This window comes from Candidatus Nitrosotalea sp. TS, assembly GCF_011319465.1.
Classification (GTDB): Archaea; Thermoproteota; Nitrososphaeria; order Nitrososphaerales; family Nitrosopumilaceae; genus Nitrosotalea.
The window spans coordinates 1-13051 of record NZ_RCMB01000008.1; the positions used below are offsets into that span (position 1 = coordinate 1).

A 13051-nucleotide genomic window follows, 5' to 3' on the forward strand; every position below is an offset into this window, starting at 1 on the left:
GCACTGGAGGATTCAAGGTAAACATCATTATACCAACAGGCGGAAAACGAAAAGACATGATAAAACTTGTAATGAAAAATATTGATCTCTTACTGTCAAAGGGCGCAGACCCTGCAGTGGTTGAGCTGCAAGAGAAATTGAATCTTGAACACATTCCAAGAACCATAGAATGTTTTGATATCTCAAACCATGGCGCAGACTATGCGGTGGGCTTCAATGTCGTGCCTTGTTGACGGCAAGCCATCAAAATCAGGATATAGAAAATTTAGAATAAAAACAGTACAGGGAAGAGATGACTTTGCAATGATAAACGAGGTGGTAAAAAGAAGATACCTGAGATTGCGGCAGGAAAAATCAAAGATGCCTGACTTGATACTCATAGACGGCGGCAAGGGTCAGCTAAACGCCGCACAAGACGCGCTAAAAACTGCAGGTGTCAGCATACCTATCATTTCACTTGCCAAAGAAAATGAAGAAATTTACCACCCAAACCTAAAAAGCCCAATTGTCTTGCCAAAAAACAATTCTGCGCTAAAGGTTCTCCAGTATGCAAGAGACGAGGCGCACAGATTCGGCGTTGCATACAACAGGATATTGAGAAAGTTTTCTTCAGATTAGTTTGTTTAAACCAGACAAGAATTATCTAAAATACACACTTGGGGTTTCAATCAATAAATGGAATTTCTTGCAGAGTCACGCGAAGACCCTGATAGGCCAGGAATTACTGCCATAGTTATCGACGATGATATTGACACGGTCTCCGTTCTTTGTGAATTTTTAAAGATAAAAGGCATCAATGTACTTGGAAAAGGATACGACGGAGCAACGGCAGTCAAGATTTACAAAAAACTAGAGCCAGATGTAGTATTCTTGGATGTCATGATGGAAAACCCCGACGGATTTTACACTCTAGGAAAAATAAGAGAGATGCAGCCAGATGCCATTGTCATATTGATAACAGCTGATGCAACAGAGGAGACTAGGAAAAAACTGTTAAAGCTTGACGCATCTGCCATAATTTACAAGCCTTATGATATCAACGAGGTAGTTTCTGAGACAAACAGACTGGTTCTCAAAGTAAAAGAGAAACTGCTCGATGAGATTGCAGTAAAAAACGCCCGACTCCAGGAGATAAACACAATACTGAAGAATCTTTTGGAGAGATCAAAAAACAATTCAATTCACACCCCCGAATATTTTAATAAAAAAAATATGAATTAATTGGAGTTTGTTATTTTAGGATTTATATTTAAAAATAATCATCTAGTGCATTTTCAGTCAGTGGTTGTGCATCATAACCCATCTTGACCAAATCTGACGCAAACTCTTCTACAAATCCGTGTACGGTGTAGACTTTTTCGGGATTGCATTGTTTTACAAGCTGTACAAGCTCGTTGTAATCGCAATGGTCGCTGAGCGGTATGGTATAATCATGCTGTCGCGCAAATGCAAACCTTGGAGATTGTGCCCATCCGCTAAAGCCAATTGTTATTGCGTCATATTTTGATTTCATGTGCTGCACAAAGATATTCTTGCCGCTCATGTTTGGCGCAATCATAAGCCATGGTTTTTTGTCCAAAAGCCCCGCACTCTCTGCCTGCGAATGCCCAAGAGAATCAGGCAGGTCTACGCCAAACCTTCTGTAGACATCATTTACTTTTTTTACAGAATCGTGGTAGTATGGCACCCAGTGTGAAAACAAGTATGACAGAATCTGGGCTTTTCCAAGCTCATAGCCCAAGAGAATGACTGGCTTTCCCCTAGAGTACATGTCAGATATGATTTCATTGACACGCCTGACTGTTTCTTCCACTTGAGGAAACACGTATTCTGGCATCCCAAATGTGCACTCTGTTATCAGAACCTTGCATCGTGGTACCTGTGCGCCCTTCATGAATGCGCGTCCTCGCGTGCTAATGTCTCCAGTATAGAAGATGCCATCGCCAAACAAGACCCCTTTTGCTCCAAGAATGTGGCCTGCGTCAATAAGTGAAAAATTCTCATACTCTTCAGTATAGTTCTCAATAGAATATCCCCGCATTTTTGCAATCTCGCTTGTCTGCTGTGATGTCAGGACCAGCCCCCCGCTCTGCCTGTGAAGGTGGTCTATATGGGCATGGGACACAAATGTTATGCCTTCACCTGTTCCTTTTTTTGGATCAAGGTGTATCTTGGTGCCGTCTTGGCCTGATACAAAAATACCATTAGATGTCATCTTTACGACTTGTCTCAAATTGAGATTTCGATGGAATTGCATCTGATATAAATTGCAAGATTGATCCGGTGTAACACCTAATCTAAAGCGATTCGAACACGATCTTTTTTGATCTTACAGAAGATGTTTATTTATGCAAAGATTGGATCAGGATATAATGAAAAATCTTGCAATCCTGATTTCAGGGCGAGGCTCTAACATGGAGGCAATACTGCGTACAGTCAAAAAGAAAAAGATTCCAGTTCATCCTGCAGTTGTGATATCAAACAAGCCTGGTGCAGCAGGGTTGAAGATTGCGCAAAAACTTGGAGTCAAGACTGTAACAGTTGACAGCTCAGGACTCAAGGGAGGCAGCTGGGAGTATGACAAAAAACTAGTATCAGTACTTGAAGAAAACAATGTCGCTCCAAAAAATGGCCTAATCTGTCTTGCAGGATTTATGAGAATAATGAGTCCAGAATTTATCAGGCATTACAAGGGAAGGATCATCAACATACATCCGGCAATCCTGCCTGCATTTCCAGGACTGCATTCACAGAGGCAGGCAATTGAATATGGCGTAAAATATTCAGGGTGCACAGTGCATTTTGTTGACGAGGGAGTCGATACAGGCCCCATAATTTTGCAATCAATAGTCAAGGTAAAAGACGATGATACAGAAGAGAGCCTCTCAAAGAGGATACTCAAGCAAGAGCACGAAATTTATCCCAAGGCAGTCAGACTTGTTGCAGAAGGCAAGATAAAGACAAGTGGTAGAAAAGTTGTTCTGCGCTAGGCAAGTATAGTATCTTTCGGGTTTTAATTTGTCAGCAGGGTTTGTATAAAAAATATCAACGAGGAGTGGCAAATATTTCGTTTGATTTTTGTGATTCCCCAACAGAATTTACTCCAGTCACGTAATAATAGTAGGTTGCACCGTTGACAAGTGCGACATTTGTATACTGCAAGACGTTAGGCGAGACAGAGTAAACAAACGTCTCGTCTCCAGGGGATGCACCGCCATAGATGTTGTACTTTGTTATCGGAGAGCCGCCGGTCAGAGAAGATGCCTGCCACATGAGCAATATTTGCTTGTTTGATGCAATTGCTACTAGGCTTTGCGGTGATGATGGTACTGTTGCAGGTGCGGTTACTGAGACCTCGCCTGTTGGTACAGATTCTCCGTCTGTGTTTACTGCAGTCACATAATAGTAGTAGGTTTGATCACTTTGCACAGTGTTATCAGCATATGATGTAGTCTTGTTTGAGATTGACTTGATTAGTACTTCTCCACCTGGAGAGGTGCCGCGATACACGTTGTATTGTATTATTGCAGAGCCGTTAGTAGAAGATGGAGGCTGCCATGTAAGCAAGACATTGTCACCTGTCATTTCAGCTGCAAGGTTCTGCGGAGCAGCTGGCGCGATTCCCGGAGTGGCATTTGCCTCGTTTGAGCCATGCGATTCTCCAACTGCATTTACTGCAGTGATATAATAGTAATATGTCACCCCGTTTTCAAGCCAAGAATCAGAATAGGATTGGTTGGTTGGAGATATTGTATCAATCATCATTTCTCCTCCAAGTGCTGCACCCCTGTAGACATGATATTTTGTTATCTGAGATCCCCCAGTAAAAGATGGAGGCTGCCATGTAAGCGATATGTGCTTGTTTGATGCAACTGCAGTAAGATTTAGCGGGATTGATGATCCTGTTGGTTTGGGTGACAGAAAAGAGACCAGTTTGTTGGATACAGGGCTTCCAAGTCCAGATGCAAAGTCATACCCTTGTGTTGCCGGGTTGATAGCAGTTCCCCCCTGAGTGATGTCTCTATAATTGGCAGAATATAGGGTGCCAGTGGCGGCAGTGTAAAGACTAGAGCTTGCCGTGAATTTGTACGATGAAAGTCCAGCGCCTTGGCTGTTTGCAATTGCTGCAACTGCTGCCCACTGCGGTACACCTGCGCTGGTGCCTCCAACTAGAAACCAGCCTGTCTGGTTGTTGTTGTATACAGTAGAATCATAAACTGAAAAGCCAGTGCTTGGGTTTGCGTCATAGGATATGTCTGGCACGCTTCGTTTGCCCCCGCTGTCAATACCATATACTGTCTGATATTGTGGCTCTTGTTCATAATAGCTTTGTCCGCCAGAGCTTCCACTCCATGCAGTCTCGCTTTTTACCACACCTACTGCAGATACGCCAAGTGTTGTTCCCCCAACAGATAGCACGTATGGAGATGCAGAGGGGTATAGGTGTCCATTTCCTGAAGGTGCAAAAAAGACGATGCCTGACTTGGCAAAATATGAATCATATACAGTTTCGTTTTGAAATTCTGGAACGGCCCAGCCCATTGAGATCTGCTCTGCGCCGGTCTTGGTTTCAGTGTAATTTATCGCGTAAAGTAGATTTTGGAATTTATCGGATTGTGATTCAACAAGTATTATTTTTGCACCAGGCGCTGTTGCATGTGCCCACTCTACATCAAGGGACTCCTCTAGTGCCCACGTCGAGTTTGCGCTTGGAGTTCCGTCAGGGGTTATTTTTTCAAAGCACCCGTTTGCACCGGTACAGTCAGGCAGACCCCAATGACTGTCAAATGTTGCAAGGTCGTTCTCGATTGTAGGATCGTCATAGGCATCAACTATTGCAATTACCTGTCCATGTCCACAGAGGTTTACGTAATCCCATCCCATGCTGCTTGCCATGGAGCAGCTTAAATTGGAAAAGCCATAGGCGTTCCAGACCTGAGTTGTGTTAAGTCCTTCTGGAGATGAGGTGGCGTTGCCGCCTAGTTGAAAATATGGACGTGCGTCCCATTTTGGGCCAGAGCCTGTTGCATATACGGGATACATTGTCATGATAGATATCGTCGATACTAGAACCAGTACAAGAATGGCAAGATTTCTGTTCAATTTTGAATTTTGCCAAGTTTTTTACATAAAAGGACAACTCAGCTTTAACTGCCAATTATGTTTAAAACTATTATCGAGCCTGCGCTAAAATACAGGCCTTACGAGTCTTGCCCGCTAAAAAAATAGACAACTACTAGTTCTTGCCTGTTTCCATGGAACTTGTGTTCAATGTTTTTTGCCACAAAATACGACATTCCTTCTGATATGGCGTAATCCTTTCCTCCAATGTTCAAAAATCCGTCCCCCTTTACGATATAGTACACTTCATCGCTTTCATGAGGAGCCTGCGTGTCTTCCTGACTTGGTGCCAGCCTGAGTACGCCTGCTGCGATATTCTCACGGTTTAGAAATGTGTGAAAATATGACTTTCCTTTTGAGATGTCTTTTACGTATTTTTTTGTATCAAACTCTATCTTCAATGATTCTCTTATCCACCTGAGATCTTAATGACTCTAGCGCATGCCAGATTCTTGCTTTTTTATCTTTTCTTCAAATTTTGCAATAAGGTATGCAATCTTGGAATTTTTTCCATCATCTTTTCGAAGCAAATAGTACAGCTCTTCTGTTGCTGCATGATAGTCCACCCCAATTGTTTGCGCCAGATATAGCGACATGTAGCTTAGCAGTAACTTTCGCAGTATGACATCATGTGTTGCATGCTTTAGGTCTGATGCAAGCTCATCGAGCACATTTGCAAAGTAAGCTTCAAGGTAGCTGTCCTTTGACTCTCGCTCTCGGGCTGCAAATACGCATCCCATGTTTCTCTCTGTCATGTGTATCTGCTCTACAGTCTCGATTAGCTCTGAATTCAATTCTGGGTCTCCTGTCAATACCTGAGACATCAAGTCTGCAGCATCTTGTTCTGATCTTCCAGACTTTTGTGTTATTGAGAATATGACATGGCACGCAACGCATCCTTGGTGCAGTTCGATTTCATGTTTTTTTATCTGGTCAAGTGTTTCCCGGATTACAGCCTCTGCTTCCCTTAGGTTCATGAGAAATCAATGTAGTTTGAGATAATAAATTCCAAAGATTAAATATCCAAAAAATTACTCAAAAGTGTTTGACAGGACAAAAGATAGACGGTGTCGCAGTTGCAAATTCTGTCAAGGATCTAGTCAGGGCATCAGTTGCAGAGCTCAAAAACGACGGAGTGGAACCGTGTCTTGCAACAGTTCTGATTGGCGATGACCCCGCATCCTCGTCATATGTCACAAGCAAGCAAAAAGACTGTGCAGACGTTGGCATTACCACAAAAGACCACCGGCTGCCGCAAGAGTTCACCCAGATGGAGCTTGACAGCCTAATCAATCTGCTAAACAATGACAAGACGGTTCACGGGATCCTGGTCCAGTTGCCATTACCAAAATTATTAGACGAGTTTTCTACCATATCTAGAATATCACCAATAAAGGATGTTGACGGCCTTACGCCATACAATGCAGGACTTTTGGCCTCGGGTCGTGCAATCTTGAAGCCATGCACGCCGCTTGGGATAATGGAGCTATTTGATTACTATAACATCGAGTTGTCTGGAAAAAACGTTGTAATCATAAACAGAAGCAACCTGGTTGGCAAGCCGCTATACCATCTGATGCTTGAAAGAGATGCCACCGTTACCACGTGTCATTCAAAGACCCAAAACCTGGCAGAGCAATGCCTTGGTGCAGATATTGTGATTACTGCAGTAGGCAACAGGGCGCACTTTACCCTGACTGATTCCATGATAAGAGAAGGCGCAGTCGTAATTGATGTTGGGACAAGCAGGGTAAACGGCAAGCTTGCAGGAGACGCAGACTACGAAGGAATAATCAAAAAGGCATCATATGCGACGCCTGTTCCTGGAGGCGTAGGTCCCATGACTAGAGCGATGCTTTTAAGAAACACGGTTACTGCAGCTTCAATTAGTAAGGGATTTGTCACAAACCGTTGAAAAGGCGCAGCTTCGCAAACAGCTCTTAGACCAGCGAGATGGCACCTCGCTTGATTTTATAAAAATAGCAAGCGGTAAGATTCGCGACAACCTGCGAAAGATAGAGTATTACAGAAATGCAGCGAGTGTTGGGGTGTACTATTCCATAGGAAGCGAGGTTCATACGCAGGATATCATGCAGGAGATACTAAATGCCGGAAAAGAGTTGTCGCTTCCAAAAGTTGAAAAAAACGATCTTGTCTTCAAGAAGATATCTAGTTTTTCAGACCTTGAGATGGGCAACTTTTCTGTGATGGAGCCAAAAGACAGGTGTGAGACTGTCAAGAAGATTGATGTTGTATTGGTGCCTGCAATTGCGCTGACAGCGGACGGATATAGGCTTGGATATGGATTTGGGTACTATGACAGGTATCTTAACGGCAAGCGCTCAAAGAAGATTGCCTTGTCGTATTCAAAACAGGTTGTAAAGGCAATGCCGCACGACGGACATGATATCAAAATGGATTGCATTGTTACAGAAGACAAGATAATTTATCCTAAAACATAGAAAAGAATTTTTTAGACTTCTTACGTATTTTGCCGTCATTCAAGACTTCATCTCCTAAGAAAAATATTCCCACTCCTGCAGCTCCTAAGACTAGTGCTCCTAAAGGACTTTGAACCATGTGCTTTAACAAAGAGACAGGTGATTCATATGGATCATGTTTATCATAATGAACTTCACAAAATCCTGTATTAGGATCACATTCTGCATGCCAATGGCCATTTCTAAAGTGGATTTTGTTTAATTTCTCTCCAATAGAACGGATCCAAGATGAATCATTTTCAAGATCTTCTATTCTATATGACATCTCAATCATCATTGTTGTAAGATTGGTTGGTGAATCCATCCGCCATGTTCCTTAGTTGAAACAAGTTCAGCTATACGATTTTCAATAAAATTGCCTATTATCCCACCAAGCAATGCTCCAAGAAACGTGCCTGCCAAGGCAGCTTTTGCATTTTTAGATGTGGCACCTGCTACTAGGCCCGCACCGCCGCCTGTAAGAGCTCCTTCTATTGTTTTGGTAACTACCTCATTCACAACTGCTTTTATTGCAGTAATTCCAATGTCGAACAAAATTTTGTCTACGACTTCTACAAGTTGTGACGGCTCACCATTTTCGTATTTGATAACTAGAGTTGGCTGAATAAGATTTGGCATTACTTCTACCTCGATCATTTTTACAGTTTTTAAATTACATGCAGAACGAACAGTTTGTGCTACGTACTCTTGTATCATATTACATCGATCTATTGATGAAGGACCCATGTAGTTGTTACATTCCATAACAAGTTCCCGTGTCATGACATATTCTTCCTAGCTTGTGCTTTGCTTCTAAGAAGAAGCATATTCGGACCAGAAGGAATAGAAAGTTGCATAAATTGTTCAATTTTGATCGCATGCATGCTATTTGATGAATTCGAAGATATGTTCGCTAATTCAGGGTAAAGTTTCAACGCACCCTTTGCCACGTATTGACCGTCAGACGTTAGATAGTATTTTCCATTGTCTGTCTTTTCTACGTGTTCTGCCTCTGTTAGTTCTTTTAAAATATTATCTTCTGGTAGATGTATTGCAGAAGAGATGTTTATGGCATTATTCAAGTATAGGTACACTAGGATCTCTTCCTCTCTTGATGATGTTGGATAATACATGGTCCTGATTATCAAGTTCTGAATATTCTCTGGATAGAATGTTAGTCCAATCTTTTCTTTTATTCGTACAACTGTTACATTATCAAGCTCTGAAACGTCAAGTGATCTTCCAGATAGTAACGTTTGATTAGATTCTAACACCGAAAGGATCTTTTTTACCGTGCGAAAATTCAAATTCGTTTCTTGTCCAAGTTTGTTTAATGTGTAAGGCTCTCCTGTTTTTAGAATCTCCAAAACCCTGTGAATAGCGGTAACAAAATCAGTTCTTTTCCTCAAAATCATGATCTTTATGTGTTGTATACTAATATATAACTTACTGTATAACTATACAACATATGCCATTAGTACCTTATGAGATAGCGATTCTCATTCAAATGTATAACGAACGAATCATTAGTAAAAAAGGATACACAAGCCTTCAGAAGGTACGAAGTAAGATAAACTGGCAAAAAATCGCATCTTTTTACAGGGTTAAAGAAAGTTTTGATGCCATAGTAAGGCGATTAGTAAAGAGAAGATTGCTGTCAGACGAAGGCAAAAGCTTAGAAGTTTTATTTCTGGATAAACTGGGAGTTGATTTTGTAGTTGGGTATTTACATGAAAATCCCAATGCCCAAAAGGATCTGGATGAGATTTTAAGTGGAAAATTGCCCTAGGACTTTTAAATCTTGATCATGTCTGACCCGTTGAGGATCCAAGTCCTTTTTTCCCAATATCTGTTCTACAGTATTTGCTAGGCCATCCAATCTTCTCAATTCTGGCATAAGCATTAGAGATTGCACCCTGCAGTGTGTCACCAATTGCAGTAACACCTAACACTCGTCCACCATTTGTCAAAACCTTGCCATCAACACGTTTTGTTCCGGCGTGAAACACATACGAGTTACTGTCTTGCGCATCAAGACCCAAAATCTCCTCATTTTTTGGGTAAGACTCTGGATATCCCTTCGAAGCAAGTACGACACATACTGCACTCTGACGCTTCCATGATATCTTGGGAAGACTAGATAGTGTTCCGTCAATGCTTGCCTGGATGTAATCAACCAAGTCAGAATCCATCCTCATCAGTATTGGCTGGCACTCTGGGTCGCCCATCCTTGCATTAAACTCTAAAACAAAAGGCTTGCCGTCTTTTACCATTATTCCAGCATACAAAAATCCGCAAAATGTCGTACCTTCTTTTTTCATACAAGATATAGTTTTTTCAATTACATTTTTCTGGATATCTTGTGCCAAGGTATCATCAATGACACTAGTTGGAGAATATGCACCCATACCACCGGTGTTAGGTCCCCTGTCACCATCATAGACTCGCTTGTGGTCCTGGCTTGTGGCCATTGGATACGCAACAGTACCATCAGATATTGCAATGTATGATGCCTCTACACCGTCAATTCTCTCTTCTAAAATAATTCGAGCACCTGATGCACCAAAGCTCTTCTCAACTAGGATCTTGTCAATTGCAGAGATTGCCTCTTGTTTGTCATTGCATACAATAACACCCTTTCCAGCTGCCAAGCCATCTGCCTTTACTACAAGAGTATAGCTAACTGATTTTACGTATTCTTTTGCCTTTGCCGCGTCATCGAATATCTCAAAGCATGCAGTAGGGATGCCGTTTCTTTTCATGAAATTTTTTGCCCAGACCTTGCTTGATTCAATCCTTGCAGCATCCTGTGTTGGACCAAATATTGCAAGACCTTTTTTTGCAAACACATCCACAATTCCTGCAGCTAAAGGCACCTCAGGTCCCACTATTGTAAGACATTTCTTCTCAGATGCAAATTGCGCCAATTTTTCAATCTCGTGGACCTCGATATCCACATTATTTGAGGTTCCACCGTTTCCTGGCGCGTGATATATGGTTCCAACCTTTGGGCTCTGCGAGAGTTTCCATCCAAGTGCATGCTCGCGTCCGCCAGAGCCTACAACTAAAATGTCAACCAATGATTTTTCTTTATTTGACTCGTATAAAAGCTAACAACTGATTTTGGCAAAAATTTCACACTGTCGAAATATTGATTAACGATTGAAAAGATCATCACACCATGAGCACAATAGACTCTCAAAAATCAGTCTATCTTTTCACCCACGGTAGACGCGACCTAGAACAAAAGGCAGTAGACGCTCTAGTGTCAAAGGGATTTGCAAAAGACAAAATCACATCTGCAAAACCTGATGCAGTGGGTACCGTAGGCGATTACATGGCAATGCTGTGGATGCCCCCAAATCCTGACCACATCAAGATTCAAAAGATAACAAAGGTGGAACCGGTAAAGCCAGAAGGCATGATTGGCCTGTGGAAGGGAGTTGCAAAAGAAGACTTGTTCACAGTAAGTCTCTGACAAGAGCAGAAACAAAACTCTCAAACTCTGAATCAGAAAATTTCACAGTCTCTATTTTTTTCTGCTCCTGCGCAATTCTTACAGCTTTTAGATGATAACATTCTCCACCCGTACTCAATGCATTATAGTAAAAATCAGCACACGAGCAAAACCCAAACTCAGGGTCAAGCCAATGCTCATTTTCCTTTCCAACTACAGTCCAGATCTTTCGCCCGCTTGGCTCAAAATGGTGCAGCTTTACCCCTCTCTCGGACACTATAGAATCAGCGTCGCCTCGTCTTGTCACAAGAATTTAATTCAAAACTAATCATATTATCTTTGATGGTTCTAACAAGACTAGTCCAGTCACAGCCTGCCCTGATTTTAGAAGACAAAAAGAGATATCTTGTTGTGACCGACCTGCATATTGGATTTGAAAGCAAGATTATAGCAAACGATATCCATATTGGTCCAAAGGAAATCATTGCAGAAACCATACAGAGTTTAGAGAAAATAATAGAGTCAGAAAAACCAGATTCTCTAGTACTGCTAGGCGATGTAAAATCAAGTGTTGAATCAATATCAAAGATAGAATGGGACATAGTACCACTCTTCTTTGAGATTGGAAAAAAGATTGAAACCATTGTCGTTCCAGGAAATCACGACGGCAACATACAGAAACTTGTTCCAGACTGGGTGACAGTATCCAGTCCATCAGGAATTGTGATGGGGGATACACTGCTGACACATGGCCACGTGATGCCGTCTGAGAACTTGTCTCACATTTCCAAGATCGTCATGGGTCATGTTCATCCAGTATATTTTCATGAAGGATCAGTCTTGGACGGCCAGCGAGTGTGGGTTTCAATGAAAGTGGAAAAAAACCAGATATTTCCCTCCACAGCAGGCGAGATAGAAATTATCATTGTGCCATCATTTAACAGGTATTTTTATGCGACATTCAAAAAGTCTTACAAAAAATCAATCTCGCCTCTGATAAATGCAATCAAGGCACCAAAATCTGCAAAGATAGTAACACTTGACGGTTCCATAATTGGAAATGAGTCAATAATATCAAGTGTTCTCTAGAACATTATCAAAACAGATTCCTTCAAACTAGATAAAATCAGCGTAGGTTTCCCCATTGGTCAAACTCTTGCTGCACCGTGCTGTTTGCATGCCCATACTGTACATTGAGGTTATTGTTGACCGTTGTGATATCGCTTCTAGATGTGCTTGCATTTTGTATGAACGCCTCTCTTGCCTGCTCTGCACTGCCCCCATTTTGCTTGACTTGGTTCATCGCTGCAAGGCCCTCATTTGTTTTCTGTTCAGTATAGTTGAACTGGCCCCAGAAGATGGCCTGAACTGTCTGATTTAGCTGGGACACAAACGTAGAATATGCATTTTGCGGTGTAAATGGACTAAATTGCGCAAGCCAGTCTGCAGTGGCATTTTCATCTGAAGTCACATTTTGTGCTATCAGAGTTGCATTTGGAATCACTGGGACGACATTTGGAATTATTGGGACAATGGTCGGAGCCTGTGTAACCAGGTTAGAGCTACTGATACTAGGCGAATTTACTATTGGGGCGCCTGAATCGTATGAAAATATTCCAAGAAACACAGGAGCAGTATATGATTCAAGATTGTTTTTGTCAGGCTTTGCTGCAACCCACATATCCTCAGCATATGCAGCAGGAACAAGCAATGTTACCGATACCAATAGTGCCAAGAATAGCAACCCCTTCATTTTGTTTCGTTTTTGTTTGAAATTATAATAAATAATATCAAATGTTTTTACCAATTAAGATACAAGATTTAGAGCTAAAGTAAAAGACGTAAATATTGAAAATAGCCACAAATTTTAGAAAAAAACTAGACTAGAATGGAGTAAACGCGATTAATTTTTAGAATTTTATTTTACAATTGCAGGCGATTTTTCAAACACTTGCTTGAACGCACGAGGTTTCCGTCCTTGAAGACGTCTTTT

At 41.7% G+C, this 13051-nt stretch carries 18 protein-coding genes and 1 pseudogene; 9 read left to right on the plus strand and 10 right to left on the minus strand.

The features are described 5' to 3' along the window. The 3 genes and pseudogenes from DYY67_RS10635 to DYY67_RS03855 form a co-directional block, all read left to right on the plus strand. Positions 1-233: pseudogene (locus DYY67_RS10635) on the plus strand (excinuclease ABC subunit UvrC); the annotation flags it as partial. Then, the gene (locus DYY67_RS03850; RefSeq protein WP_255492743.1) at positions 217-618 is read left to right on the plus strand and encodes a hypothetical protein; all 402 of its coding nucleotides are present in this window, start codon (positions 217-219) and stop codon (positions 616-618) included. The pseudogene DYY67_RS10635 and the gene DYY67_RS03850, both read left to right, overlap by 17 nt. A 57-nt stretch (positions 619-675) precedes the next feature. Then, positions 676-1221, plus strand: coding sequence for a response regulator (locus DYY67_RS03855; RefSeq protein ID WP_166390947.1), 546 nt, complete (start codon positions 676-678; stop codon positions 1219-1221). 28 nt (positions 1222-1249) lie between these two features. Here DYY67_RS03855 and DYY67_RS03860 read toward each other — a convergent pair whose 3' ends face one another. Beyond that, a complete protein-coding gene (locus DYY67_RS03860; RefSeq protein WP_166390949.1) occupies positions 1250-2215 on the minus strand; it encodes an MBL fold metallo-hydrolase RNA specificity domain-containing protein in 966 nt (321 codons plus the stop codon). Positions 2216-2372: 157 nt separating this feature from the next. Between DYY67_RS03860 and purN the strand changes: the two genes are divergently transcribed. Next, the gene (gene purN / locus DYY67_RS03865; protein WP_166390951.1) at positions 2373-2990 is read left to right on the plus strand and encodes a phosphoribosylglycinamide formyltransferase; all 618 of its coding nucleotides are present in this window, start codon (positions 2373-2375) and stop codon (positions 2988-2990) included. A gap of 55 nt (positions 2991-3045) precedes the next feature. Here the strand turns inward: purN and DYY67_RS03870 are convergent, their stop codons facing one another. The 3 genes from DYY67_RS03870 to DYY67_RS03880 all read right to left on the minus strand — a co-directional run bounded on the left by DYY67_RS03870 (position 3046) and on the right by DYY67_RS03880 (position 6098). Further along, a complete protein-coding gene (locus tag DYY67_RS03870; RefSeq protein WP_166390953.1) occupies positions 3046-5103 on the minus strand; it encodes a fibronectin type III domain-containing protein in 2058 nt (685 codons plus the stop codon). Between the two features lie 98 nt (positions 5104-5201). Next, positions 5202-5522, minus strand: a complete 321-nt coding sequence (locus tag DYY67_RS03875; RefSeq protein ID WP_166390955.1) for a cupin domain-containing protein — start codon at positions 5520-5522, stop codon at positions 5202-5204. A 33-nt stretch (positions 5523-5555) separates the two neighbouring features. Further along, complete coding sequence (locus tag DYY67_RS03880; RefSeq protein WP_166390957.1) at positions 5556-6098, minus strand: hypothetical protein; 543 nt, start codon at positions 6096-6098, stop codon at positions 5556-5558. Positions 6099-6166: 68 nt separating this feature from the next. Between DYY67_RS03880 and DYY67_RS03885 the strand changes: the two genes are divergently transcribed. Both DYY67_RS03885 and DYY67_RS03890 read left to right on the plus strand, forming a co-directional pair. Beyond that, positions 6167-7036, plus strand: coding sequence for a bifunctional 5,10-methylenetetrahydrofolate dehydrogenase/5,10-methenyltetrahydrofolate cyclohydrolase (locus tag DYY67_RS03885; RefSeq protein WP_166390959.1), 870 nt, complete (start codon positions 6167-6169; stop codon positions 7034-7036). Beyond that, a complete protein-coding gene (locus DYY67_RS03890) occupies positions 7020-7583 on the plus strand; it encodes a 5-formyltetrahydrofolate cyclo-ligase (RefSeq protein WP_166390961.1) in 564 nt (187 codons plus the stop codon). Before DYY67_RS03885 ends, DYY67_RS03890 begins: the two co-directional genes overlap by 17 nt. Here DYY67_RS03890 and DYY67_RS03895 read toward each other — a convergent pair. From DYY67_RS03895 to DYY67_RS03905, 3 genes are read right to left on the minus strand one after another with little or no spacing between them, the layout of a single operon-like run. After that, positions 7573-7926: a hypothetical protein gene (locus DYY67_RS03895; RefSeq protein ID WP_166390963.1), complete on the minus strand. Its 354-nt coding sequence runs from the start codon at positions 7924-7926 to the stop codon at positions 7573-7575. The genes DYY67_RS03890 and DYY67_RS03895 overlap by 11 nt on opposite strands. Beyond that, on the minus strand, positions 7896-8384 hold the full coding sequence (locus DYY67_RS03900; protein WP_166390965.1) for a glycine zipper 2TM domain-containing protein: 489 nt from the start codon (positions 8382-8384) through the stop codon (positions 7896-7898). Before DYY67_RS03900 ends, DYY67_RS03895 begins: the two co-directional genes overlap by 31 nt. After that, the gene (locus DYY67_RS03905; protein ID WP_166390967.1) at positions 8381-9016 is read right to left on the minus strand and encodes a hypothetical protein; all 636 of its coding nucleotides are present in this window, start codon (positions 9014-9016) and stop codon (positions 8381-8383) included. Before DYY67_RS03905 ends, DYY67_RS03900 begins: the two co-directional genes overlap by 4 nt. 53 nt (positions 9017-9069) lie before the next feature. On the opposite strand from DYY67_RS03905, the gene DYY67_RS03910 reads away from it, so the two are divergent. Then, entirely contained in the window at positions 9070-9390 is a 321-nt protein-coding gene (locus DYY67_RS03910) for a hypothetical protein (protein ID WP_166390969.1), read from the plus strand. Between the two features lie 16 nt (positions 9391-9406). Here DYY67_RS03910 and purD read toward each other — a convergent pair whose 3' ends face one another. Beyond that, positions 9407-10681: a phosphoribosylamine--glycine ligase gene (gene purD / locus DYY67_RS03915; RefSeq protein ID WP_166390971.1), complete on the minus strand. Its 1275-nt coding sequence runs from the start codon at positions 10679-10681 to the stop codon at positions 9407-9409. A gap of 101 nt (positions 10682-10782) precedes the next feature. Between purD and DYY67_RS03920 the strand changes: the two genes are divergently transcribed. Beyond that, positions 10783-11079: a hypothetical protein gene (locus tag DYY67_RS03920; protein WP_166390973.1), complete on the plus strand. Its 297-nt coding sequence runs from the start codon at positions 10783-10785 to the stop codon at positions 11077-11079. On the opposite strand, the gene DYY67_RS03925 is transcribed toward DYY67_RS03920, so the two are convergent. Next, complete coding sequence (locus DYY67_RS03925; protein WP_166390975.1) at positions 11063-11365, minus strand: hypothetical protein; 303 nt, start codon at positions 11363-11365, stop codon at positions 11063-11065. The two genes, DYY67_RS03920 and DYY67_RS03925, sit on opposite strands and share 17 nt — an antisense overlap. A gap of 35 nt (positions 11366-11400) precedes the next feature. Here DYY67_RS03925 and DYY67_RS03930 point away from each other — a divergent pair, with 35 nt between their 5' ends. Continuing rightward, positions 11401-12147, plus strand: coding sequence for a metallophosphoesterase (locus tag DYY67_RS03930; RefSeq protein ID WP_166390977.1), 747 nt, complete (start codon positions 11401-11403; stop codon positions 12145-12147). A 37-nt stretch (positions 12148-12184) separates the two neighbouring features. On the opposite strand, the gene DYY67_RS03935 is transcribed toward DYY67_RS03930, so the two are convergent. After that, the gene (locus tag DYY67_RS03935; protein WP_166390979.1) at positions 12185-12811 is read right to left on the minus strand and encodes a hypothetical protein; all 627 of its coding nucleotides are present in this window, start codon (positions 12809-12811) and stop codon (positions 12185-12187) included. Positions 12812-13051: the final 240 nt, after the last annotated feature.